Origin of the sequence: Kribbella sindirgiensis, from assembly GCF_004331435.1 — a bacterium.
Lineage (GTDB): Bacteria > Actinomycetota > Actinomycetes > Propionibacteriales > Kribbellaceae > Kribbella > Kribbella sindirgiensis.
Genome location: NZ_SJKA01000001.1, coordinates 125,052 through 147,885 on the forward strand (window position 1 = coordinate 125,052; position 22,834 = coordinate 147,885).

22 protein-coding genes and 1 pseudogene are annotated in these 22,834 nt (G+C 68.1%); 12 read left to right on the forward strand and 11 right to left on the reverse strand.

What is annotated here, in order from left to right; translation table 11 throughout:
• Positions 1-37: 37 nt before the first annotated feature.
• Entirely contained in the window at positions 38-1,441 is a 1,404-nt protein-coding gene (locus E0H50_RS00635; protein WP_131283632.1) for a family 43 glycosylhydrolase, read from the forward strand.
• On the opposite strand, the gene E0H50_RS00640 is transcribed toward E0H50_RS00635, so the two are convergent.
• The 5 genes from E0H50_RS00640 to E0H50_RS00660 all read right to left on the reverse strand — a co-directional run bounded on the left by E0H50_RS00640 (position 1,438) and on the right by E0H50_RS00660 (position 6,081).
• Entirely contained in the window at positions 1,438-2,145 is a 708-nt protein-coding gene (locus E0H50_RS00640; protein ID WP_131283634.1) for a hypothetical protein, read from the reverse strand. The genes E0H50_RS00635 and E0H50_RS00640 overlap by 4 nt on opposite strands.
• Positions 2,146-2,225: 80 nt before the next feature.
• Positions 2,226-2,996: a hypothetical protein gene (locus tag E0H50_RS00645; RefSeq protein ID WP_131283636.1), complete on the reverse strand. Its 771-nt coding sequence runs from the start codon at positions 2,994-2,996 to the stop codon at positions 2,226-2,228.
• Between the two features lie 51 nt (positions 2,997-3,047).
• Positions 3,048-3,872: a carbohydrate ABC transporter permease gene (locus E0H50_RS00650; protein ID WP_131283638.1), complete on the reverse strand. Its 825-nt coding sequence runs from the start codon at positions 3,870-3,872 to the stop codon at positions 3,048-3,050.
• Positions 3,869-4,801 (reverse strand): carbohydrate ABC transporter permease, encoded by a 933-nt coding sequence (locus E0H50_RS00655; protein WP_131283640.1) that lies wholly within the window; start codon positions 4,799-4,801, stop codon positions 3,869-3,871. The genes E0H50_RS00650 and E0H50_RS00655 overlap by 4 nt, the downstream gene beginning before the upstream one ends.
• Positions 4,798-6,081 carry an extracellular solute-binding protein gene (locus tag E0H50_RS00660; RefSeq protein WP_131283642.1) on the reverse strand — a complete coding sequence of 428 codons (1,284 nt, stop codon included), beginning with the start codon at positions 6,079-6,081 and terminating at the stop codon, positions 4,798-4,800. The genes E0H50_RS00655 and E0H50_RS00660 overlap by 4 nt, the downstream gene beginning before the upstream one ends.
• 276 nt (positions 6,082-6,357) lie before the next feature.
• Between E0H50_RS00660 and E0H50_RS00665 the strand changes: the two genes are divergently transcribed.
• Positions 6,358-7,071, forward strand: a complete 714-nt coding sequence (locus E0H50_RS00665) for a hypothetical protein (RefSeq protein ID WP_131283644.1) — start codon at positions 6,358-6,360, stop codon at positions 7,069-7,071.
• 90 nt (positions 7,072-7,161) lie between these two features.
• The gene (locus E0H50_RS00670) at positions 7,162-7,890 is read left to right on the forward strand and encodes a hypothetical protein (RefSeq protein ID WP_131283646.1); all 729 of its coding nucleotides are present in this window, start codon (positions 7,162-7,164) and stop codon (positions 7,888-7,890) included.
• 389 nt (positions 7,891-8,279) lie between these two features.
• Here the strand turns inward: E0H50_RS00670 and E0H50_RS00675 are convergent, their stop codons facing one another.
• Entirely contained in the window at positions 8,280-9,881 is a 1,602-nt protein-coding gene (locus E0H50_RS00675; protein ID WP_131283648.1) for a serine/threonine-protein kinase, read from the reverse strand.
• A gap of 61 nt (positions 9,882-9,942) precedes the next feature.
• Here E0H50_RS00675 and E0H50_RS00680 point away from each other — a divergent pair, with 61 nt between their 5' ends.
• The 5 genes and pseudogenes from E0H50_RS00680 to E0H50_RS00695 all read left to right on the forward strand — a co-directional run bounded on the left by E0H50_RS00680 (position 9,943) and on the right by E0H50_RS00695 (position 14,652).
• Entirely contained in the window at positions 9,943-10,503 is a 561-nt protein-coding gene (locus tag E0H50_RS00680) for an RNA polymerase sigma factor (protein WP_131283650.1), read from the forward strand.
• Between the two features lie 224 nt (positions 10,504-10,727).
• A complete protein-coding gene (gene dhaK / locus E0H50_RS00685) occupies positions 10,728-11,732 on the forward strand; it encodes a dihydroxyacetone kinase subunit DhaK (protein WP_131283652.1) in 1,005 nt (334 codons plus the stop codon).
• A 2-nt stretch (positions 11,733-11,734) separates the two neighbouring features.
• Positions 11,735-12,355, forward strand: a complete 621-nt coding sequence (gene dhaL, locus E0H50_RS00690) for a dihydroxyacetone kinase subunit DhaL (RefSeq protein ID WP_131284942.1) — start codon at positions 11,735-11,737, stop codon at positions 12,353-12,355.
• Positions 12,352-12,753 (forward strand): annotated as a pseudogene (dhaM, locus tag E0H50_RS44365) (dihydroxyacetone kinase phosphoryl donor subunit DhaM); the annotation flags it as partial. The gene dhaL and the pseudogene dhaM, both read left to right, overlap by 4 nt.
• Before the next feature lie 54 nt (positions 12,754-12,807).
• Positions 12,808-14,652, forward strand: a complete 1,845-nt coding sequence (locus E0H50_RS00695) for an HPr family phosphocarrier protein (protein ID WP_337590363.1) — start codon at positions 12,808-12,810, stop codon at positions 14,650-14,652.
• On the opposite strand, the gene E0H50_RS00700 is transcribed toward E0H50_RS00695, so the two are convergent.
• Genes E0H50_RS00700 through E0H50_RS00710 form a run of 3 tightly spaced genes read right to left on the reverse strand, consistent with a single transcriptional unit; the run spans position 14,631 to position 16,567 of the window.
• On the reverse strand, positions 14,631-15,281 hold the full coding sequence (locus E0H50_RS00700) for a cupin domain-containing protein (protein ID WP_131283656.1): 651 nt from the start codon (positions 15,279-15,281) through the stop codon (positions 14,631-14,633). The two genes, E0H50_RS00695 and E0H50_RS00700, sit on opposite strands and share 22 nt — an antisense overlap.
• Positions 15,278-15,820, reverse strand: a complete 543-nt coding sequence (locus E0H50_RS00705) for a GNAT family N-acetyltransferase (protein ID WP_131283658.1) — start codon at positions 15,818-15,820, stop codon at positions 15,278-15,280. The genes E0H50_RS00700 and E0H50_RS00705 overlap by 4 nt, the downstream gene beginning before the upstream one ends.
• 15 nt (positions 15,821-15,835) lie before the next feature.
• On the reverse strand, positions 15,836-16,567 hold the full coding sequence (locus tag E0H50_RS00710; protein ID WP_131283660.1) for a MarR family transcriptional regulator: 732 nt from the start codon (positions 16,565-16,567) through the stop codon (positions 15,836-15,838).
• Positions 16,568-16,753: 186 nt separating this feature from the next.
• Between E0H50_RS00710 and E0H50_RS00715 the strand changes: the two genes are divergently transcribed.
• Together E0H50_RS00715 and E0H50_RS00720 are read left to right on the forward strand one after the other, a co-directional pair.
• Positions 16,754-17,326 carry an RNA polymerase sigma factor gene (locus E0H50_RS00715; protein WP_238150694.1) on the forward strand — a complete coding sequence of 191 codons (573 nt, stop codon included), beginning with the start codon at positions 16,754-16,756 and terminating at the stop codon, positions 17,324-17,326.
• The gene (locus tag E0H50_RS00720; RefSeq protein WP_131283664.1) at positions 17,313-18,149 is read left to right on the forward strand and encodes a hypothetical protein; all 837 of its coding nucleotides are present in this window, start codon (positions 17,313-17,315) and stop codon (positions 18,147-18,149) included. The genes E0H50_RS00715 and E0H50_RS00720 overlap by 14 nt, the downstream gene beginning before the upstream one ends.
• Here E0H50_RS00720 and E0H50_RS00725 read toward each other — a convergent pair.
• Complete coding sequence (locus E0H50_RS00725) at positions 18,142-20,457, reverse strand: beta-L-arabinofuranosidase domain-containing protein (protein ID WP_238150695.1); 2,316 nt, start codon at positions 20,455-20,457, stop codon at positions 18,142-18,144. The genes E0H50_RS00720 and E0H50_RS00725 overlap by 8 nt on opposite strands.
• 104 nt (positions 20,458-20,561) lie before the next feature.
• Between E0H50_RS00725 and E0H50_RS00730 the strand changes: the two genes are divergently transcribed.
• Positions 20,562-21,533, forward strand: coding sequence for a LacI family DNA-binding transcriptional regulator (locus tag E0H50_RS00730; protein ID WP_131283668.1), 972 nt, complete (start codon positions 20,562-20,564; stop codon positions 21,531-21,533).
• Here the strand turns inward: E0H50_RS00730 and E0H50_RS00735 are convergent.
• Positions 21,522-22,004 carry a DUF1707 SHOCT-like domain-containing protein gene (locus E0H50_RS00735; RefSeq protein WP_131283670.1) on the reverse strand — a complete coding sequence of 161 codons (483 nt, stop codon included), beginning with the start codon at positions 22,002-22,004 and terminating at the stop codon, positions 21,522-21,524. The genes E0H50_RS00730 and E0H50_RS00735 overlap by 12 nt on opposite strands.
• Positions 22,005-22,201: 197 nt before the next feature.
• Here E0H50_RS00735 and E0H50_RS00740 point away from each other — a divergent pair, with 197 nt between their 5' ends.
• Positions 22,202-22,834, forward strand: a complete 633-nt coding sequence (locus tag E0H50_RS00740; protein ID WP_131283671.1) for a hypothetical protein — start codon at positions 22,202-22,204, stop codon at positions 22,832-22,834.

Genomic DNA, 22,834 nt, shown 5'->3' on the forward strand with positions numbered 1-22,834 from the left:
GCGAGACCGGTCCGCCCCAGGTTTCGAGAGGTGTGTCATGAGGATCTTCCGTGCCGCCCTGGCCGCCGCACTGCTCTGCGGCCTGCTCGCTCCGACCGCATCCGCAGCCGACCAGCAGGAGCACGCTGTGACGTCGCAGACGTTCCGGAACCCGGTGAATCCGTCCGCGGATCCGTCCCTGATGTTCTACAACGGCAAGTACTACGTCGCGACCACGCGCGGCGACCGGATCGGGATCTGGTCGTCGACCAGCCTCGCGACGCTGCTCGTGCAACCCGAGCAAGTCGTATGGCGGGACTCGGACACGAGCCGCAACACGCAGATGTGGGCGCCGGCGTTCCGGCACGTCGGGAACCGCTGGTACATCTACTACACGGCCTCCGACGGCGTCGACGCCAACCACCGGATGTACGTGCTCGAGTCGGCCGGCGACGACCCGCTCGGCCCGTACAGCTTCAAGGCGAAGATCGCGGACTTCGGTGAGTACGCGATCGACGGCGAGCCGATCACGGTCAACGGGCAGCAGTACTTCGTCTGGACCGGCCCGGGCCGCGGACAGGGCGGACCGGCGCAGCTGTACATCGTCCGGATGAGCAACCCGTGGACCGCTACCGGCGGCCGCGTCGCCATCCCGGCCGACGGCGGGTGCACCGAAGTACGGGAAGGACCGACCCCGCTCTACGGCGCGACGCGCACCTTCCTGACCTACTCGACCTGCGACACCGGCAAGCCGGACTACCAGCTGTGGATGAAGAGCATCGCGAACGGCGCCGACCCGATGGTCGCGGCGAACTGGGTGCAACATCCCGGCCCGGTCTTCTCCCGCAACGACGAGACCGGCGTGTGGGGTCCCGGGCACCACTCGTTCTTCAAGTCACCGGACGGGACCGAGGACTGGATCGCGTACCACGGCAAGAACACCAGCACCTACACGTACTCGTACCGCACGACGCGGGTCCAGAAGATCACCTGGAACGCGGACGGTACGCCGAACCTCGGCCGGCCGCTCGCCGCGGGCGCGACCCAGAACCTGCCGTCCGGCGACCCGGGTTCGGCGAACTACTGGATCAACGACACCGACGCGACCGTCGCCTACACCGGCGCGTGGAGCTCCGGGTCGGGCTGCGGAAACCAGTGCTTCTGGGGCAATGACCACTGGAGCTGGGAGCCGAACGCGGCCGCGACGATCCAGTTCACCGGCACCCGTGTGGCCCTGCTGAGTGTCGCGGACACCGGCAACGGCATCGCCGCCATCTCGGTCGACGGCGGACCGGAGCAGCGGATCGACTACTACAGCTCGATCCGCGTCGGCGAGCAACTGATGTACATCAGCCCGGCCCTGCCGCCCGGCCCGCACACCCTGAAGGTGCGCGTGACCGGCGACAAGAACCCCGCCTCGACCAGCGCGGTCATCAGCCTGGACCGCATCGAGGTCTACTAGACGAACGTCTTCACGATGGTGCGGCCGTTGATCAGCAGGAAGTGGCCGTCGTTGCGGATCTGGACGACGGTGCCAGGCCTGTGGGTATGGAAGTCCCAGGTGCCGTCTCCGTCGCGGCTGTAGGTGCCGAAGAGACCGTTAACGTCGATCCAGGCGGACGACTCGGGCCACTGGGTCTTGCCAGTGCTCCAGAGGACGGTCGTGCCGTTCCTCAGGAAGACCATGTTCCCGTTCGTCAGCAGCTTCAGCGTGTAGACGTGGTTCAGCGAGTACATCGTCACGTCGCGGCCGAGTGCGTCAGGCGCACGCAGCATGGCGCCCGCCATCAATGTGCCGATCACCATGTGCCGGTTCCAGACCGCCTTGCCGCGGGTGTTGTAGATCGCCAGCAGACCGGTGTTCGGCAGCACCAGCTTCGCCTGCGGGCTGGCCGCACCCATCGACCAGATCTGCGTCCGCCCGTAGATGATCCGCATTGTGCCGTCGGCCGCCATCACGAGCACCGACCCCGGCCGATACGTTCCGGACATCCACAGCGCCTGCGCCACGCCGCGCTGGAGCAGCGTCACGTTCCCGTTGCGTTGCATGGTCAGCGTGAAGACCCCGCTCGCCGACTTGATCGACTGCAGCGTCATCAACTTCTGCCCCGGCAGCAGCGTGTCCGACACCGCCACCGTTCTCGCCTCGGCCGGTGCACTTTCCACCAGCACAGCTCCACTCAGCATTGCCCCGACGGCCAGGACTCCGGCCAACAAACGACGTACCATCCCACTCCCCTTGTCTGTCAGTGGAACGTCTTGACGACGGTCCGGCCGTTGACCATCACGAGGTGGCCGTCGTCGCGGAGTTGGAGGACGCTGCCCGGGCGACGGGTCTCGTAGAAGAACGTGAGGTCCCCGAAGGCGTTCACGGTGGCGAAGTCGCCGTTCGGGCCGACCCAGCCGTACGCCTCGGAGGCCTTCGTCACGCCGGTGCTCCAGAGCGCGGTGGTGCCGTTCCTGAACAGCACGAGGTTCCCGTTCGGCTGGAACTTGAGCGTGTAGACGCGGTTCACCGAGTACATGATGACCTCGTCCCAGTACGCGTCCGCCGCGGCGATCTTGCTCTGCGGCATCAGCGTGCCGATCACCATGTGCCGGTTCCAGTTCGCCTTACCGCGGGTGTTGTAGATCGCCAGCTTGCCGTCGTTCGGCAGTACCAGCTTGGCGCCGACGCTCTTGATGCTCATCGACCAGACCTTCGTCCGGCCATAGATGACCTGCAGCGTCCCGTCCGTGCCCATCACGAGCACCGAGTTCGGCCGCCACGTGCCCGAAGCCCACAGCGGAGCCTTCACTCCGCGCTGGTACAGCTTGGCGTCCCCGCGCGGCTGCATGATCAGCGTGAACACGCCGCTCTTCGAACGGATGTACTGCCCGGCCATCAACTTCTGCCCCGGTAGCAGCGTGTCCGACACCGCCACCGTCTTCGCCTCGGCCGGTGCGCTTCCCACCAGCACGGCCCCACCCAGCAGCGCCCCGACGGCCAGGACCCCGGCCACGAGTCGACGTACCATGTCGATCCCCCTCTGTTCGCTTGTAGGTGCTCAGTGTCCTGGGCGGAGAGGTCATCCCTTCAATCCGGAGGCGAATCCGCGGATCACGTAGCGCTGCAGGACGAGGAACAGCAGCAGGATCGGGAGCGCCGCGAGGACCAGCCCGGCGGCCACCAGCCCGTAGTTGGACGTGTACTCGTTGACGAAGGCGAAGACCCGGACCGGGACGGTCTCGCGGCCGGATCCGCCCAGGTACAGCAGCGGGGTGAAGAAGTCGTTCCAGATGTGTACGGCGTTCAGGATCAGGACCGTGCCCGTGATCGGCCGCAGCAGCGGGAAGATCACGTGCGCGAACGCCTGCAGATGAGAGGCGCCGTCGATCAGCGCCGCGTTGGTGTAATCGGCCGGCAGTGAGCGGATGAACCCGGTGTACAGGAACACCGTGAACGGCAACTGGATGCCCGTGTAGAACAGGATCATCCCCTGGTACGTGCCGAGCAGGCCCAGGTCGTTGACCATCTGGTAGAGCGGGATCATCCCGAGCTGGAACGGCAGGATGATGCCGACCAGGAACAGGATGTAGAGCGTGTAGCTCAGGCGCGTCGCCGTACGGGCCAGGAAGTACGCCGCCAGCGATCCCAGCACGATCAGCACCAGAACACTGCTGACCGTGATCAGCGTGCTGTTCAGCAGCGCCGAGCCGAGTGACGCCGACTGCCACGCTTCGCCGAAGCTCCCGACCGACGGCGGATCCGGCAGTGACAGCGGCTTGTTGGCGATCTGGCCGGGGTCCTTGAAGGCCAGCGTGACCAGCGCGTAGACCGGGAAGAGGAAGGCGATGGCGACCGCCACCATGACGACTTCCAGCACGAAGGTACGGGGCTTGTACTTCCTCATGCCGCGGTCTCCCTCGAACGCAGGTACCCGATCTGGATGAAGGACACGGCCGCGACGAAGATCGCCAGGACCAGCGCCACCGCGGTGCTGTACCCGAACTTCCCGAACACGAAGGCCTGTTTGTAGAGGACCGTCGACAGCGTGTCGGTCGCGTACCCCGGCCCGCCGTTCGTCATCGCGATGATCTGGGTGAACAGCGTCAGGCCGCCGACCGTGGACAGCATCAGGTTGATCGTCACGGCCGGCGCGAGCAACGGCCAGGTGATGTGCCGGAACCGGGCCACGGTGCCCGCACCGTCGACCATCGCGGACTCGTGCAGCTCGGCGGGCACGCCCTCCAGACCTGCCAGGAAGATGACCATCGAATACCCGGCGCACTGCCAGATCACGGTGAAGGCGACCGACCACAACGCGATCGACGGGTTGCCCAGCCAGTCCTGCCGCAACCCGCCGAGACCGATCGCCCCGAGCGCCGCGTTCAGCCCGGCGTCCGGCGCCGGGTTGTACACGTACTTCCAGAGGAACGACACCATCACCGGACTCACCACGACGGGGGCGAAGAAGATCACCCGCAGCACCATCCGGCTCTTGATCCCCGTGTGGACGCCGAGCGCCAGCAGCAGCCCGATCCCGTTCTGCACGACGACGATCGCCACCGTCAGCAGCAACGTGTTGCGCAACGCCCCGAGCGCCTGGTCGTCGTGGAACAACTGCTGGAAGTTGTCCAGCCCCACGAACGACCGCTGCGCCCCCACCCCCGACCAGTCCGTGAACGCCGACCCGGCCCCGGAAAACGCCGGATACAAGACAACCAGCACATAGATCAGCAACGCCGGCACCGCGAACAACCACGGCGGCGCGATCCCGCCGCCGCGGCGCCGCGGTGCCTTGACAGCGTCCCGGCGTACGGCCTGAGCTGTGACCGTCATGCGCTCTTCCGGTAGGCCTCGTCCATCTTCTTCAGTGCGGCCGGGACCGTGCTCTTGCCGCCGAGAAGTTCCTGGACGACGGCGAAGTGGGTCGGCTGTACTTCGGCGTTCGGCCAGCGCTGGTCCATGAACGGGACCGCCTTGTTGTCCTTCAGGTACGGGAGGAACGGCTTCAGGACCGGGTCGACCTTGGCGTCGCCGTCGGAGTACAGCGGGACGCACGCGACGGCTTCGGCCCAGGCGTTGACGACCTCCGGCTGGCCGCAGTACTCGATGAACTTCTTCGCCTCCTCGGCCTTCTTGCTCTTCGCGCTGGCCGCGATACCGACCACGACGCCGCCGGGGATCCAGTTGTCGGCGGCGACATCGGTGGCCGGGAACGGGAACATGCCCAGGTCGTCCGGCGTCGGCGACGCCGCGCGGAACGCCTGCAGGACCGCCGACACCTGGACGGCCATCGCGGCCTTGCCGGTACCGACCATCGAGGTGGCCTGCTCGTACGTCGTCCCGTTCGGGTTGTCGTTGAAGAAACCCTTCTTCTGCAGCTCGAGGTACTTGTCCATCGCGTCCGCCCAGCCCGAGTCCGCGAACGACGCCGTACCGGCGGTCATCTTGTCGTCGAAGTCCGGCGTCTTGGCGTAGACCGTGCCCGGGACCAGCGCGTAGTCGATGAGCTGCGTGACCCACGGGGTCTGGGCGCCGAGCGCGATCGGCACGATGCCCTTCTTCTTCAGCTTGTCGCACACCGACAGCAGTTCCGACCAGGTGGTCGGTACGTCGACACCCGCGGTCGCGAACGCCTTCTTGTTGTAGATCGCGCCGAGCACGCTGGTACCCGGCGAGAAGATGAACGTCTTGCCGTCGTTCTGGAAGGCGCCCTTGAAACCGGTCGGGATCTTCTGCGTCCAGGACTGGCTGCTGAGGTCCGTGAGCAGATTCGCCTTGCTCAGCTGGACCATCGACATCGCGCTGCCGTTACCCGGGTAGACCGCGTGCAGGTCCGGGGCGTTACCGGCCGCGAGCTGCGCGCGCAGCGCGGTCTGCAGCTGGTCGGCCGGCGAGAACGAGAGGTTGAAGTCGAAGTCCGAATGCGCCTTCTTGTAGTCGTCGAGAGCCTTCCGCAGGCCGGCCTCCTGGCTGCCGGCGCCGATCACCTTGAGCGGGCCGCCGGACGACGAACTGCCGTTGCCGCCGCCGCAGGCCGCCAACGCACCGGCCAGGGTCGCACCACCGGCGAGTTGCAGGAGCCGCCTTCGGCTGACGGATCGATCGAGTGCCATGGTTCCTCCTGAGCGCCGAAGTACCGGCCAAGAATGTGAAGTAACCGCAGGATCGTGTTACTTTTGTCACGGGGACGGTACGTACGGCCCGGGAGGGTGTCAAGACCTCGTTGAAAGGATTCAGTCCGGCCCGGTGTGAAAAGGCCTCCGCCGGGGTTTTGGGGCCCGGCCCACCTGGCCTGAGAAGATGGGCTACGTGCCCGTGACCGCCTGCCCGCATCCGGCCGGTACGACGTCTGTCGTGCCGCCCGCGCCGACCTGTGGACGGGTGCGAGCGTGAGACGAGTTCTCCTGGCCGGCCTCCTGCTGCTGGCCCTGGCGCTCGGCGCCGGCAGTGGCTACTACGCGGGCGACTACCTCGACACCCCGGAACCAACCGCCTCCGGCACAGCCGGCCCCCTCGGCGAAATCTCCCCGTCCCCCACACCGTCTCCGACCGAGCCCTCGACCCCGGTCAAGACCCCGATCCCCAACAACGAGGAGCCGCTCGAGCCCGGGCTGGACTACACCGAACGCTCGTTCTCCGTGCAGACGAAGGACGGTCAGACCGTGCGGCTGTCCCTCGAGGTGCCACAGGGCTGGCGGCTGACCAGGGACACGAAGCGCCCGGACCAGGTCAGATATGTCGAAAAGGTCGAACAACGCGGCGTGCGGGTGCAGGCCGACCAACCCGCCGAGGGCACGCCGGCGGACGAGATGGCCCAACTGATCGTCGACCTCAAGAAGAGCCAGGCGCCCGAGAACGACGTCCGCGTCCTCGACCACACGTCCGAGGTGATCACCGGCGACGACGGCGAATCCCGAACGGTGTCGACACTGGTCTACACGTACATCCCAGGCGAGACCCTGTGGTACGTGATCGTCCGCTGGATCGCCATCAACGGCGAGAACACCAACATCGAGATGAGCGTCACCGGCCTCCCCCAGGACGCGGACGCCCTCAAAGAAATCCTCGACAAGGCCAGCACCTCGGTCAACGAGACCGGCTGACCCCCTTTTCACGGAATCGTTACTTAGTCGGTGCAACCTCTGTGGGGGCTGAGGTGTCTTCTTTTAGTAGATCTCTGGGGAGGTGGGGGCGTGGCGGGGACGGTGAGCAGGCGCGCCATGCTCGGCGCCGGTCTGCTGACGCTCGCGGGCGTGGGCGGAGCGGGCGGCTACGGCGTAGGCCTGTTCCTCACCAAGGAACCCAGCCTGGCCGGCACCGCAGCCCCACTCGCCGTGAGCCCTACCCCGGGCACGACGCCGACGCCCACGCCGACACCCACCGGGCCACCGCGCAAGGTCACGTACGACAAGTCGCCCGCGCTCGATGCCGACGACCTGAGCTACGCGACCCGGACCTTCACGGTCACCGACATGGTCAGGTCGCGGATCTCGGTCCGCGTGCCGTCGGACTGGGTGTACACCAAGCAGACTCCGCCGAAGAGCGGCCGGTTCACCGACCGGACCAAGAAGCGCTGGATCCGGGTCGAGGCCGGCTTCACGATCACCCGGCCGCCCGCCGACTCGCTGGCCGCCCGGCTCAAGCAGCTCGCCGGCATCTCGGCGAGCCAGATGGTGAAAATCCTGTCGCAGGAAGTGGAAGCGAACTACGCCACACTCAGCTACACCTACGTGCCGGACGAGGAACTCTCCCCCGAAGGCGTCCTGCGTCATGTCATCGTGCGTTGGGTTGCGGATGACACTGGGAACTGTGCTGTCGAGATGAGCTCCACAGGACTCCCTCAGGACAAGGACGCGTTGCTCGACGTGCTTGACCATGCGACCGACAGCGTTCAGCGTCGGGATACTCCGCTGTCGGGCTAGAGCAGTTGGGCGAGGCCGCGGCGGCGCCCTGCTTGCCAGTGAGCACCTTGAGCACGGGTCAACCAGAATTCGCCGCGAATGCCGGTTGATCGGTGCCCAAGGTGGGCAAAGCCTAGAGTTCACGGTTGCGGGTAGTGGGCATGTACGTACTGTCGAGCTGCAGTTCTTGCGGTCTGCATCTCCAGGTGAGCGCGGTGTCTCCACATGTTTGCGCTCGCCGGACTTCTGCGGGTGCTCGCCCGCTGGTGACCGGAGGGGGTGTGACGTCAGTCGGCCGGCCAGATGGTGCGGAAGATGGTGGAGCGGAGCCGGTAGAACCTGCGACGGGCGGACTGGAGCAGCGCCGGCGACGGCCGGAGCCGTTCGGTCGGAAAACGCATGGGGACTTCCTAGGACGTGTATTGCACCGAATCGGCGATCTCCGTGGCCCGGAGGACATCCGATCCGGGCACGACCACCTGTACGAGGAGCGAGCCGCCGTCCCCGTGATCGACGACCCGTTGGAGGAGCACGATATCGGCACCGAAGCAGTCCGCGGACAACCGGTCGGTTACTGAGAGTTCACGGACCATGTGCGGCTGCACAGTGCCCTCGTTGCCGCACTGCTTGCCGTCCGGCACCGCCAGCTTCGACTTCGACACCCCGATGAACACGCCTGGCGTCTTCCCCGACCAGTCCGGGTCACGGCTGACGCGGAACGCCGGCGCGCTCCCCGTGCCGCCGGGCGCGGTCCAGTTGGACTTAGCCATCGACTGCGCCCAGGCCTCGGGCAGGGTCACCGAGAATTGGCCCTCCGAGACCTGAATCATCTTGCGGCCCGAGAGGTACCAATGACCGCCGTACCCGACGCCGCCGCCGACCAGCAGCGCCAGCAGGGCGGCGACCACCCATCGCCCGCGCCGCCGCTTCCGGGGCGCCGTCGTCGCGACCGCGGCAGTCTCTGCCTCGGCGCCCGCAGACTCACTGACCTCGGGCTCCGCCGCAGCCTTCTCCCCCGCGGCGCTCCCAACCCCAGCGCTCTCCACGGCGACGGTCTCCGCGTCCGCGGGCGCGGTCTCCGACGGATCGGCCGGTTTCACGATCGTCGGCTGGTTCTCGTCGCTGAGCGCCGTCTTCGCGTCCAGGTCCTCGGACGCGACGACCACCGTCTCGCGGGTCGACAGCGGGAAGTCGCGCGTGGTCTCGTCGAGCGCGCCCACGAGCTGCCGCGTGAACGTCTGCACGTCCGGCCAGCGCTTCTCCCGGTCCGGGTCCAGCGCGCGGACGATCGCCGCGTCGACCTGCCCCGGCAGCTCGAACCCGAGCGAGCTGGGCGGCGGCGCCACCTTGACCCGGCTCGCGGCGCCCAGTCCGTCGACCTGGTGCGGGGACCGGCCGGTCAGAGCGGCGTACGCGACCGCGCCCAGCGAGTACTGGTCGGCGCGCTGGTCCAGCCGCTCACCGAGCGCCTGCTCAGGAGCGACGTACGACGGGGTGCCGCCGGGCATCGTGATGCGGGAGATCTCGTCGAGGGACTTGCCCAGCCCGAGGTCGGACAGCACCGCCCGCTCGCCGTCGTCGGTGCTGCGGAACAGGACGTTCGCCGGTTTCACGTCGCGGTGCAGGAGGCCGCGCCGGTGCAGCGCCTGCAGGCCGCGACCGACCTGGACGACCACGTCGACGGCGTCCGGCAGCTCCAGCGGCGCCTTCTTGAGCCGGTCGGCCAGCGTGCCGCGGTCGGCGTACGTCAGCACCAGGAACGGGCGGCCGTCCTCGAGTTCGCCGACGTCGTGCACCTGGACGACGTGCTCGGACTCGACGCGGCGCAGGAACCTGCCCTCCTCGAGGAACCGCTGCCGGACCGAGTCGTCGTGACCCCAGTTGTCGGCGAGCACCTTGATCGCCACCTCGGCGTCGAGCTGCTCGTCATGAGCCAGCCACACCGTGGCGAAACCGCCTGAGCCCAGGCGTCGGCGCACGACGTACCGACCGAGTCTGGTTGGGACCCCCATACAGGGCATTATGGGTCATTGGAGTGTCCCTCACCGGGGCCGATCGAGAGCAAAGGCGCAGATGAGCGAGAGCACCAGTCCGGCCGACGACCTCGCCGCCCTCGCGGAGCAGGCGCAGGCGGGCGACAAGAACGCGATGGACGACCTGCTGCGGCAGGTGTATCCGCGCGTCCTGCGGATCTGCCGCAGCGTCCTGCCGTACTCCGCCGACGCGGAGGACGCCGCTCAGGAGGCGCTGCTCAACATCGCCACCAAGATCAACTCGTTCTCCGGCCGCAGCAGCTTCTCGACCTGGGTCCACTCGGTCGCCGCGAACTCCGCGCGCTCGACGTACCGCAAGCTGAAGCGCACCGCCCAGGCCGCGCACAACCCCGAGCAGATGGAGAAGCCGGACCCGCGCACCACGAGTGTGATCGCCGGCACCCGTCTGGACCTCCTGGAGGCGCTGGAGACCCTGGAGCGGGACCGTCCGCAGATGGTCACCCCGCTGGTACTGCGGGATGTCTACGGCCTCTCGTACGAGGAGATCGCCGCCGAGGTCGGCGCTCCGCTCGGCACCGTCAAGTCCCGGATCCACGACGCCCGCGAGGTCGTCCGCCCGCTACTGCGCCCCAAGGACTGACCTCCCCCTTTGCCTGGCTGACCCACGAATTTGCCTGGTCCGCCAGTGAAATGAGGGGTTCTGCACCGTGAATCTGGGTCTGGAACCCCCGATCTCGTGGGTCAACCAGGCAAATGCGGTTCTTGTGGTTCGAGGGGGTTCGGGGCCCTCAATTGGGTCGGTGGTGGTGACGGGCGGAGTGCGGGGGCTCCCGCTGGCTTCCGGGGTGTGCTCAGATGGGGGGCATGAAGAAGCTCATCAACGACCCGGCCGATGTTGTGAGTGAAGCGCTGCAGGGGATGGCGGCGGCGCATCCGGACCGGCTCCGGGTGGACCTGGAGAACCGGATCGTCTACCGCAAGGACGCGCCGAGACCCGGCAAGGTCGGACTGATCTCCGGTGGCGGGTCGGGGCACGAGCCGATGCACGGCGGGTTCGTCGGGCTCGGGATGCTGGACGCAGCCTGCGCGGGTGAGGTGTTCACCTCCCCGGTGCCGGACCAGATGATGGCCGCGACGAAGGCAGTCGACGCCGGCGCCGGCGTACTGCACATCGTGAAGAACTACACCGGCGACGTGATGAACTTCGAGATGGCCGCCGAACTGGCCGCCGCCGATGCCGGCACCGAGGTGCTGTCGGTGGTGACGAACGACGACGTCGCCGTCCAGGACAGCCTCTACACGGCCGGCCGCCGCGGCGTCGGCGTGACCGTACTGCTGGAGAAGATCGTCGGCGCGGCCGCCGAGGAGGGCCGCCCGCTGCAGGAGGTCGCGGACCTCGCTCGCAGGGTGAACGACAACGGTCGCAGCATGGGGATGGCGCTCACGTCGTGCACCGTCCCGGCCGCGGGCAAGCCGACGTTCGAGCTGGCCGAGAACGAGATGGAGGTCGGCATCGGCATCCACGGCGAGCCCGGCCGGCAACGGTTGCCGCTGGCCCCCGCCCGCGAGATCGCCGCGATGCTCGTCGACCCGGTGGTCTCGGATCTCCCTTACCAGCAAGGCGATTCAGTGATCGCGTTCGTCAACGGCATGGGCGGTACGCCGCTGCTCGAGCTGTACCTGATGTACCACGAGGTCGCCCAACTCCTCGACCGCGCGGGGATCACGGTCGCCCGCTCACTGGTCGGCAACTACATCACCTCGCTGGAGATGGCCGGCTGCTCGGTCACCCTCCTGAAGGCGGACGACGAACTGGTACGCCTCTGGGACGCCCCGGTAAACACCCCCGGCCTACGCTGGGGCGCGTGAGCATGGGAGTGGATTCCTTCGTCAGCTGGTTGCGTGATGCCGCTGGTTCGTTGCACGAGAACGCGGCGTATCTGACCGAGCTGGATTCGGCGATCGGGGATGCCGATCACGGCGCGAACATGGATCGTGGGTTCCAGGCGGTGGTCGGGATGCTGGACGAGACATCGTTCGGCGGGGCCGACGAGCTGCTGAAGAAGGCCGGGATGACGCTGGTCAGCAAGGTCGGCGGGGCGAGCGGGCCGCTGTACGGGACGTTCTTCCTGCGGTTCGGGACCGCGCTCGCCGGGGCCGACCTGACGCCGGAGACGATCGGGAAGGGGCTGCACGCCGGGGTCGAAGGCGTGCTGGCCCGCGGCAAGCCAGAGCTCGGCGACAAGACCATGTACGACGCCTGGGCGCCGGCGCTGGACGCGTACGACGCCGCGGTGGCGGGCGGATCGGACCTCGGTACGGCGCTGGGCGCTGCCGCCGAGGCCGCCGCGAAGGGCCGGGACGCGACGATCCCGCTGGTCGCCCGGAAGGGCCGCGCGAGCTATCTGGGTGAGCGCAGCGCCGGCCATCAGGACCCCGGCGCGACCAGTACGACGCTGATCTTGGAGTCCGCAGCCCGAACGCTGTCATGATCGGGATCGTGGTGGTTTCGCACAGCCGCGCGCTGGCTGATGCGGCGGTCGGGCTCGCCGCGGAGATGGTTGCCGAGGACAAGCGTCCGGTGATCGCGGTCGCCGCTGGGCTCGACGCGACGACGTTCGGGACCGATGCGATGGCGGTGTCGGAGGCTATTGGCACGGCGGACAGTCCGGACGGCGTACTGGTGCTGCTGGATCTGGGGAGTGCGGTGCTCAGCGCTGAGATGGCGCTGGAGTTTGTTGATCCCGAGGTTGCTGCGCGGGTGCGGCTGACGAGTGCGCCGTTGGTCGAGGGGTTGGTAGCGGCTGTTGTCACCGCGTCGACCGATGCGTCCCTGGATGCGGTCGCTGCGGAGGCTGAGCGGGGGTTGGTGGGTAAGCAGGACCACCTCGGCGTTGCCACCGCAGAGAGTGCTCCGGTTGTTGAAGCTGATCGCGCGGTCGAGGTGGTTGTCGGCAACGAGCATGGCCTTCATGCGCGGCCGGCGGCGCGGTTGGTGGGTCTGGTCAACGGTTTCGATGCGGTGGTGACGCTCACCGACCTGGACACCGGCAAGGGGCCTGTAGACGCGAGCAGTTTGAGCATGGTCGCGACGTTGAACGCGCAGCAGGGGCACCGATTGCGAGTGGGCGCGAGCGGTACCGAAGCCGAAGCGGTGCTCGCGGCGGTCGAGAACCTCGCGGCGGAGAACTTCGGTGATGCGGTCGTGGAGACGACTGTTCCTTCCCCTGGTGGGTCCGGGCTGGATGTGGCTCTTGGGCCGGCAGTGCTCGCGGGCGCAGGCGTCGACCTGGGCGCTTATGTTGCCGGGGACAACGAGCTTCTCCGGCTGGACGACGCTCTCGCGACCGCGCGCGACCAGCTCCGCGAACTGCAGGACGTGCACGGCGACATCTTCGCGGCGCATCTCGCCTTGCTGGGCGATCGCAAGGTGCTCGACGACGTCCGTGCTTCGATCACCGCTGGTGCATCCGCGCCGACGGCGTGGAAACAGGTGTACGACGGGTTGGCGGCCACGTTCGAAGGGCTCGATGACCCGTACCAGCGGGAGCGCGCCCAGGACGTCCGCGCCGTGCGGGACCGCGTACTGCGCTTGCTGGTCGGAGTGACTGCGGAAGCGCCGACGGACGGCATTCTCGTCGTACCGGAGCTGGATGCGGCGACCGCCGCCACCCTCGACGCGACCCGGATCGCAGGCATCGCGGTCCGGGCGGCGGGCACAACCGGCCATGGGGTGATCGTGGCCCGGTCGCGGGGGATCCCGCTGATCACGGGGATCGGGGACGTCGACGTGCCGCCGGGCGTGGTCGTCTTCTTCGATGCCCGGACCGGGTCGTTCGAGGTCGCGCCGGACGAGGACCGGGTCCGCGCGACCATCACCGAACGCGAGGGCGAACGTACGCGAGCGATCGCGGACGCCGAGCAACCAGCCACCACCCGCGACGGCCGGACCATCGATGTACTCGTGAACGTGGGAGTCGTTCAGGACGCCGTCGACGCGCGCGGTGCGGACGGGTCCGGTCTGGTGCGGACCGAGGTGCTCTTCGGGGATCGCCGTACGGCGCCGACCGTCGACGAACAGGTGGACGCGTTCCGCGCGATCGCACGGGCCCTCGGCGGCAGGCCGATCACGATCCGGACCTGGGACATCGGCGGCGACAAGCCGCTCCCGTTCCTCCCGCAGGACCGGGAGGCGAACCCGTTCCTCGGCGAACGCGGCCTCCGCGTCTTCCGCCGCCGCCCACAACTGCTCCGCGATCAGCTCGAAGCGGTCCGGCGTACGGCGGCCGAGACGCAGGTGCACGTGATGTTCCCGATGGTGACGACCGCCGACGAGGTGGAGTGGGCGTTGCAGGAGCTCGGCCCGCGGGACGGTCTCGAGGTGGGGATCATGGTGGAGGTACCTGCGGCCGCCCTGCGCGTCAGCACCCTCGCCAGGGATCTCGACTTCGTCAGCATCGGCACCAACGACCTCACGCAGTACACGACAGCTGCCGACCGCACCAACGCCGCGGTCGCACCGCTCGCCGACGGTCTCGATCCCGCTGTACTCCAGCTGATCGACCATGTCGTCCGCAACGCCGGCGTACGCGTTGCAGTCTGCGGTGACCTGGCCAGCGACCCACAGGCCGCCGTACTGCTTGCTGCCCTGGGTGTGACCGAGCTGAGTGCTGTTGGACCACAGGTGCCGTTGGTGAAGGCGCAGCTACGGCAGGCCGACCTGGGACGGGTCGACACTGCCGCTGTGCTGGCGGCTCGGGACGCGGCTCAGGTGCGCGGGCTGCTGTAGTAGCGCAGCTCGACGAGGTTGAAGCCGGACGTACGCTCTGGCTTGGCTGGGAGTGTGTAGGACTCCCCTGGCTCCAGGTAGGTCACGTCTGGGTGCTGCAGGTCCAGGTCGACCACCAGGGCCGGGTAGGCACCGGTGTGCCAGGTGTAGGACTCACCTGCGTCGGGGGTGACGTGCTGGACGCGTACGTCGTCCTCGTCGACCACGACCTTGGTGGGGATCTCTCCGGCCTGCTCGAAACCTGCCGCGGCGGTGTCGATCCCGAAGTACGGGTCGCCGGAGGCTTCCTCGCCCAGGTCGAGCACCTCGATGAGGCGGTTGAGGTACAGCGTGTCGCCGTCGTTGGTGAGCATGTGCACCGGCGACACGGGACGGTAGACCGAGCCGCCGACCGTCTCGTTCAGCTGGCGCGCCGGGCTGCCGTCCAGCCAGTCCATGTGGCAGGGCGAGGTCGAGAGGCACAGGACGACGTACGGGTTGTGGTGCAGGTGCCAGCCCTGAGCTTCACCCGGCTGCAGCTCCACCTCCCAGACGCGGACGCGGGAGTTCTTCAGCAGCACGCGTGTCCCGATCTCACCGAGGACGACCTCCGTGCCGTCAGGGGCGGTGACAGTAGTACCGGCGGTCATGCAATCTCCTCGATTGGTCGTTCCATAGCGACTCCAGCCAGGATGACGCCGTCGGGCATCGGTAGCTGGGCGGGCTCCACCTCGATGAACCCGAAAGCCTTGTAGAGCGGTACGCCGGGCAGCGTCGACATCAGCGCCAGCCGGGTGAACCCCTCCGCGCGGGCCGCGTCGGTGCAGGCGGTCAGGATCGCCCGGCCGAGTCCACGCCGCGTCCAGTCCGCCCGGACGAACATCGCCCGGATCCGGGCCGGCTCGGTCGCGGGGTCGAGCAGCCGCTCGTCCGCTCCCGCCGTACTCGCGTTGAACAGCTTGTTCCGCCGGCTCCACCCACCACAGGCGACGACCTCACCGTCCGCCTCCAGCACGTAGTAGGTGCCGTCGTCGATCAGCGCGGTGTCCAACGTGGTGATGTGCTCAGCCGCACTGGCCGTCTGCGCCTCGTGGTAGTACGCCGGAAACTGCGCCTCCACCGCGGCCCGAGCCAACTCAGCCACCGCAGGCCCGTCCGCCGCCACCGCCAACCGCAACCTAGCCTCCACGCCTCACAGGCTAGTTCACTGCGAACGGCCCTTCTTGGCCCAGTCTCGGTACGCCTTGAACATGTTGCCCCCGGTCACGACAAGCAGCACCAACAGCAGCACCATGCTGGGGTTCGTCGCGATGATCACCCCCGCGAACACCAACCCGACACCGAAGATCTTCGCGAGGCTCACGACCAACTCGCGGTCCGTCCGTTCCGGCGAAGCCGCGAACGTCGCTGCGGGCTCCGGACGGGGCTGTGGACGGGGCTGTGCCGCGACTGCTGCCGAACGGCGGCCGCTTCCGCGGAACTTCCAGGCCACGGCACCGGCGGCGACGAGGACGAACAGCACCGCGGTGGAGAGATGCCCGGACGCGATGGATCCACCGACGATCAGACCCACGACCAGGACCGGCAGCAGCATCCAGCCGATCAGCCCCAAACCTGCCCGCCGCACCTCCCTCGGGTCCGCCGTCGGGGAATACCGTGGCCGGATCGTTTCGGCAACGGTCGCGGCGAACACCTTTCCCATGGTCTTGAGTGGCTCGTGGGTGAGGTCGAGGATCACGTCCAGCCGGCCGGCACCGGCCTCGGTCAGTTCGTAGTCTTCGGGGCCGTCGTCCTGGAGGCGCCGTACGACGAACTTCTCGCGGACCAGTGTGTCCAACGCGACCTGGACCCGTTGGCTGCTCGTACGGGTACGACGGACCAGCTCCGCCCGGGTCAACGGTGCGAACCGCAGGTGCTCCAGGAGCGTGTTCTCCAACACTGGGTCATGTGCCACAGGTTCCCCCCTCGACTGGCCCCGGATGATTCTCTCAGGACTGGCGGTCATCGAACCCACACGGAACGGTGCAGGAAGCTGCAATCTCGGTCGGGTGAAATGGGTGGACGAGCTGGTGGACATCTACCGGGTATGACGCTGATACCGATCGAGGCTCGAAGTGGGCCGGTGAGTGAGGGAGTCGTGCACGACCCACCACCGAACGCGCACCGGGAGCGGTTCGAGCAGGTCTTCGCCACGCATCGGGAGGCGGTGCTCGGGTACCTGCGCCGCCGGACCGACAGCGGCCACGACGCCGCGGACCTGCTCGCCGATACCTTCCTGGTCGCCTGGCGCCGGCTGGACGACGTACCGCTCGACCCACAGACCAGACCATGGCTGTACGGCGTGGCGCGCCGGGTGCTCGCCAATCACCGCCGGGGTGAGGGCCGCCGGCACGCACTGGCCACCAAACTGCGTGGCGAGCTCAGCGACACGCCACCGGTGCACCCGCTGCAGGAGGACACACCCACGGCACGTGCCTTCCGTGCACTGCCGGAGCAGGACCGGGAACTGCTGTCGCTGGTCGCGTGGGAGGAGCTCGACACAGGCCAGATAGCCACGGTCCTCGGCATCTCACGCAACGCCGTACGGATCAGGCTGCACCGCGCCCGGAAGCGGTTCGCCAAGTTGCTCACCGCCCCACTCGCGAACCGCACCGTGGTCGCTCTCACCGAAGAGGTGTCACATGAAGACGCATGACATCGACGCCGCGGTCCGCGGCCTCAACCCGCAGCAGTCCGCCGACAGCGTCTCGGACAACGCCTGGAGCGAGCTGGCGGACGCCGTCACCGCAGACGCGTCGACTCCGGTGGTACACCCACTGCGCCGCTCGCAGCCCAGCCGCCGTCTCGCGCTGGTTGCCGCCTGCACCCTGCTGATTGCCGGCGTGGTCGCAGCGACTGTGGTCAACCGTCCGGACCAGAGCCAGCCGCAGGCCCTCTCGTTCACCGAACGCGGCGACAAGCTGATCGTTCGGGTGGTCGACCCGAACGCGGACCCGAAGCGCTACAACGCCGAGTTCAAGAAGATGGGCCTGGACGTGACAGTGCTGAGCGTCGCGGTCAGCCCGCCGTGGGTCGGCAAGATGATCAGCTTCTCCGGCCGCAACGAGAAGGACATGAGCCAGCTCAGGATGCTGGAGCCGGGTGAGCAGTGCAACGGGACGCTGAACGCCTCGGACCCGGGCTGCCAGGAGGGTGTCGAGCTGCCGAAGAACTACGACGGCAAGACCGAGATCCAGTTCGGCCGCGTGGCGAAGCCGGGCGAGATGTACGTCCACACCTCGTCGTCGGCGACGGACAAGGGCGAGGTGCTGGCCGGGCTGACGGTGAAGAACAAGACCATCGACCAGGTCCTGCCGCTGGTCAGGTCCCGCGGTGTCCGCGAGATCGAGTACCTGACCAGCGACGGACCGAAGCACGAGCCGGTGAAGTCACCGCCCGGCAACTGGTACGTCGACGACGCCTCCACGTACGCAGAGGGCGTGGTCTCCCTGTACGTCAGCCCGACACCCGTCAAGTAACCAGGAGCTGCAGCAAGCCTCCGGAGTACGTCGGACGCAGCACGACCTCCACCCGGACGTGCTGCGTCCGCACCGGCGTGAACGTCGTCGTGTTGAGCCGGTCCACCGCTACGTCGTACGGCGTGGTGTTCTGGACCGGCCGCCACGTCTCACCGTCCAGCCACAGCACCTGCCAGGACTGCGGGACACGGCACTGACCGGAGCCGGTGTCGTCGAACCAGTACGCCGAGACCGCCGACAGCTCCCGTACCGATCGCAGGTCGTATTCGATCCATTCCGTCGTACCGCGGCGGTCCCACCAGGTGAAGCGCGGTATCGACGTGTCCGCAGAGGATTCCGGCGTACGTCCGGAGTCCGGCGCCTCGAGCGAGTCTCCGTCGTTCACGTGGGACGCGGTGATCCTGGTGCGGTAGCTCCACGCCTTCCCGTCTGCAGCGACCTGTGGGAACGACGTCACCCGCAGACGAGCCGCGCCCATCGGGATGAGGGTCACGGTCTCCACAGGTTCGTCCGACTGCGCTGGACCGGGCTGGAGCAGTCCGACCACGTCCTCCGTGTCTGTCTCCCACTGCGGGATCCGCCGGGCCAGTGTGGTCAGTGTGAGCGGCACACCGTCCGTGGTGAACGGGTTGTCGCCCTCCTCCCGTTGTACGACGTCGAACGGCGCGTCAGCGACCAGACCGTAGTTCCACGGCGATTCCGGGTAGACAGAGAGCTCCGGCCACTCGTCGGTGCCACCAATGCGCTCGTAGCGCTCGTCGATCTGCAGCGAGTACGTGAGAGGACCTCTGTCGACGGACACCGAGTGCTGGTTGTCCTCCCATACACGCGTCGTCGTGCGCATCGGCAGGGTGAGCTCCACACGATCCCCTGTGTGCCAGGTGCGTTCCAGCTTCATCCAGTCACCAGACACATGCACCCGCTGCCCGTTGACCTTCAGTGTCGCGTCGTCAGCCCAGCCAGGACGCCTTAGATAGAAGGGGAATCGGACCGGTCGCTGCGTCTGCACCGTGAACGCAATGGTGTCCGAGAACGGGTACTCCGTGTCCTGGACGACACTGACCGTCTCGCCGGCTCCGATCGTCGCGGTCACCTTGCTGGCGGCGTACATCGACGCAGCGAGACCGTTGTCCGTCGTGGCCAGCCAGAGCTCCTGCGCGTAGTACGGCCAGCCCATGCCGTAGTTGTGCGGGCAGCAGCGGTACTGGTGTACGCCGTACTTGTAGGACTGCATCGCGAACGGGTTCTGGAACTGCCCGTGCTTGCGCCGGTCGTCGAGCTGCACGCTGTTGGCACAGGTGATGTAGTGCATAACCTGCTGCTGCGGGTCGTACGACGCCGGCAGCGAGTTGAACGCCAGCTCCTCACACCTGTCCGTCCACGCGACGTCACCGGTGAAACGGGTGAGCAGCTCGCAGCTGTGCATCAGCTCGACGATCCCGCACGTCTCGAACCCCTGCCGCGGGTCACCGAACCCGGGCCGCGAGTTCTCGTCCCCCGCGAACCCGCCACCCGGGAACTGGCCGTACAGCCCCATCACCGTCGCATAGTTCCGGTACGTCGCGTCGCGGTGCTTGGCGTCTCCGGACAGCAGCCAGTACTGCAGCGGCTCCCGGAACCCCTGCGCCAGGTTGACGTTGTGCCAGTTGGGGATACCGCTGACGTAGTCCGCGGACCCGTTGTGCATCTTCGTCACCAGGTCGAGCAGCCACTGCTCCCCGGTGCGGTTGTAGAGCCAGTACGCGCTGTCGATGTTGTCGCCCCAGCGGAACGCACCCCACGACCGGTTGAACACCTCCGGCGGCTGCGTGTTCTGGAACCGCAGGTACTTCGTCATGAACGGAATGACCCGCTCGTCTCCGGAGTACTCGTACCAGGACCGGAACGCGGCCAGCAGCGGCATACCCGGCCAGAAATCGGGCCCGTTCTCCAGCGACGTCCGCAACCGCTCCGGACCGAACCACCCGTCGTCTGCTTGGGTCGCGAGGATCCCGTCCATCCACCGCTGTGTCCGGGTCAGTACGCCGGTGTCGCCGGTGACGTAGCCGAGGTCGCCGAAGCCACGCAGCCAGTACGGCAACTCCTCCCAGGCTCCCAGCGCCGGGTCGACCCAGCCGTTGGTCTCGTACACCAGGAAGTCCGAGATCTCGTCGTACCGGCCACACAGCCCGTCGACCTGCAACGCGAGCTGCTGCGCGAGCCAGCCGCGCGGCTCGATCGCACCGGGCGGGAGCTTCTGGAACGGGACCGGCCGGAGCGGTGCGCGCTGCGGGACATAGTGCCCGCTGCGGCCGGCAGGTTCAGGCATGGCCATGGTTGTCGGACCTTTCGGGTCACAGGGCTTCGACGGAAAAACGGCACACGTTTTCCGTCGTAGACTACGCTGGACCGAACGACCGGAAGGAAACAGGAATGAAGAGGCCAGGCGTGCGGATGGTGGATGTTGCCGCGCTCGCCGGGGTGTCCGCCGGGACCGCGTCGAAGGCCCTCAGCAACACCGGCCAGCTGAGCCAGGAGACACGAGACCGGGTACGCCGGGCCGCGGCGACGCTCGGCTTCACGCCAGACGCCCGTGGTCGCGCGCTCTCCTCCGGCCGGACGTACACCGTGGCGCTGCTGACCACCGACAGTTCGGGCCGTTTCAGCATCCCGATCATGCGCGGCGTCGAGGACGTGCTCAGCGCGGGCGAGCTGGCGACTGTCCTCTGCGACACGCGCGACGACCCGCTGCGCGAGCAGACGTACCTGCGTTCTCTCGTCGCGCGCGGCGTCGACGGCATCGTCGTCACCGGTCGCCGGACCGAGCCGCGGGCGCCCATCGACGTACCGCTGCCGGTTGTCTACGCGCTCGCCGCCTCGACCGACCCGGCCGACGCCTCAGTGATCGTCGACGACGCAGCCGGCGCCACCGCCACGATCACCCACCTCGCCGGCCTGGGACGCACCCGCATCGCCCACATCACCGGCCCGTCCGACCACCGCTCGGCCGCCGAACGCGCCCAGGCCATCACGCCTGCGCTCTGCACCGAACCGCTCTTCGGCGAGTGGAGCGAACGCTGGGGCCGCCAAGCCACGGATCTGGTACTGCGTCAGCACCCGGACGCGATCACCTGTGGCAGCGACCAGATCGCCCGCGGCGTCTGCGACCGCCTCCGCGAACTCGGCCACTCGGTCCCCGACGACATCGCGGTCACCGGCTACGACAACTGGCCCGTCATGGCGCTCGCCAGCCGCCCGCCGCTCACCACCGTCGACCTCCGCCTGGAAGACCTCGGCCGCCGCGCCGCGACACTCCTGCTGGAAGCGATCGACGGCAAACCGCACCACGGCGTACTGGAACTCCCCACGCAGCTGATCACGCGCGAGTCGACGCTAGGAACCTGACTCCCGCCGCGGCTTGGAGGCCCACCGGTACGCGTACGCGACCCAGACCACCGCTGGTACGCCGAAGACGGCCGCCGCGATCTCCCGCCCGAACACCAGCAACAGCAACCCCGCCAGCACGAACGGCACCGCCAGCCACACCGCGCCGGCGAACGCGGCCCACCGCCACCGGCCGGACTTCCGCGCGGGCGGCGCGTACAACGACGACACCGGCAACCCAGCCAGCACCGGCTCCAGGTCCCCGTGCGTCACCGCACTGTTCAGCAGATCGACCCGCCGGTGCAGCTCCGCCTCGTCCAACCGCCCGACCGCGAACTCCTGCGCCAACTCGTCGGTGAGAATCCGCCGCTGCTCATCCGTCAGCCGAATCTGAGCCATCCGCCGCCGAGCCGCCACCACCCGAGCTTCCTGCCCGGCAGCCGCAGCCATCCCCACCAGATCAGACGGCTTCACCGGTCGCCGCTCCGCCATCCGCCTCACCTCACTCGTCCCCTCCGAGTGTGCCAGACGCTCAGAAGGCGTCTTCTGACGCTGCGTCGGGTGCGCTTGTTGCCGGGTCCGGCGGAGACGCTGATCACAGATCCGGCACTCAACGTGGCGGCGGGATCAAGCCATCTCTGATCCCGACGGGCCGAACGGAGCCCCCTTGACGATGGAGACGAGAAACCATGAAGAAGACCCTCACTGCCCGCGTTCTGGCCGGCGCCGCGATCATCGGCGCCGCGGGGCTGTTCCTGGGGATGGCGCCGAGCGACGCCGCCGTACCGGCTCGTACCGCCGCCGTCAGCGCGCACGCCAAGCCCGCGCTCAAGCCGGCGAGCTTGCACTTCAGCTACAAGTGCTGGGGAACCGGGAGCCACTGCAACGTCGCGGTCCACGCGCCCACCGGATGGAAGTTCACCCAGCTCAGCCGGCAGCACGCGAAGTTCACCGACAGCTCGAACACGTGGATGCTCCGCGTCAACGGCGGCCTCGGCGGCAAGGTCAGCACCAGCCGCGCCGCCGACCAGCGGGTCCACGCGCTGCACGGCGTCGCCGGCTTCAAGCTGACCTACCGCGGCAACGGCACCACGGCTTCGAAGGTCGGGTGGGACGCACCGCGCGTCGCCTACACGCAGATCACCTACACCTACCGTGACGGCGCCCGGGGTCAGCGCTGGGTCTCCACCCGCTTCGTCGACACCTACGAGAACGGTCGCCGCGCGTACATCGAGATCACCGTCTCGGGCCGTCCCCAGGACCAGGCCGGACTCACCAAGGTGCTGACCGAGGCGACTCAGCGAGTCGCCCTGGTCGGCTGA

Coding starts and splice junctions, on each gene's coding strand:
- E0H50_RS00635 (WP_131283632.1), top strand. CDS start 38: ATGAGGATCTTCCGTGCCGCCCTGGCCGCCGCACTGCTCTGCGGCCTG.
- E0H50_RS00645 (WP_131283636.1), bottom strand. CDS start 2,996: ATGGTACGTCGACTCGTGGCCGGGGTCCTGGCCGTCGGGGCGCTGCTG.
- E0H50_RS00650 (WP_131283638.1), bottom strand. CDS start 3,872: ATGAGGAAGTACAAGCCCCGTACCTTCGTGCTGGAAGTCGTCATGGTG.
- E0H50_RS00655 (WP_131283640.1), bottom strand. CDS start 4,801: ATGACGGTCACAGCTCAGGCCGTACGCCGGGACGCTGTCAAGGCACCG.
- E0H50_RS00660 (WP_131283642.1), bottom strand. CDS start 6,081: ATGGCACTCGATCGATCCGTCAGCCGAAGGCGGCTCCTGCAACTCGCC.
- E0H50_RS00675 (WP_131283648.1), bottom strand. CDS start 9,881: ATGGGGGTCCCAACCAGACTCGGTCGGTACGTCGTGCGCCGACGCCTG.
- E0H50_RS00680 (WP_131283650.1), top strand. CDS start 9,943: ATGAGCGAGAGCACCAGTCCGGCCGACGACCTCGCCGCCCTCGCGGAG.
- dhaK (WP_131283652.1), top strand. CDS start 10,728: ATGAAGAAGCTCATCAACGACCCGGCCGATGTTGTGAGTGAAGCGCTG.
- dhaL (WP_131284942.1), top strand. CDS start 11,735: ATGGGAGTGGATTCCTTCGTCAGCTGGTTGCGTGATGCCGCTGGTTCG.
- E0H50_RS00700 (WP_131283656.1), bottom strand. CDS start 15,281: ATGACCGCCGGTACTACTGTCACCGCCCCTGACGGCACGGAGGTCGTC.
- E0H50_RS00720 (WP_131283664.1), top strand. CDS start 17,313: ATGAAGACGCATGACATCGACGCCGCGGTCCGCGGCCTCAACCCGCAG.
- E0H50_RS00725 (WP_238150695.1), bottom strand. CDS start 20,457: ATGCCTGAACCTGCCGGCCGCAGCGGGCACTATGTCCCGCAGCGCGCA.
- E0H50_RS00730 (WP_131283668.1), top strand. CDS start 20,562: ATGAAGAGGCCAGGCGTGCGGATGGTGGATGTTGCCGCGCTCGCCGGG.
- E0H50_RS00735 (WP_131283670.1), bottom strand. CDS start 22,004: ATGGCGGAGCGGCGACCGGTGAAGCCGTCTGATCTGGTGGGGATGGCT.
- E0H50_RS00740 (WP_131283671.1), top strand. CDS start 22,202: ATGAAGAAGACCCTCACTGCCCGCGTTCTGGCCGGCGCCGCGATCATC.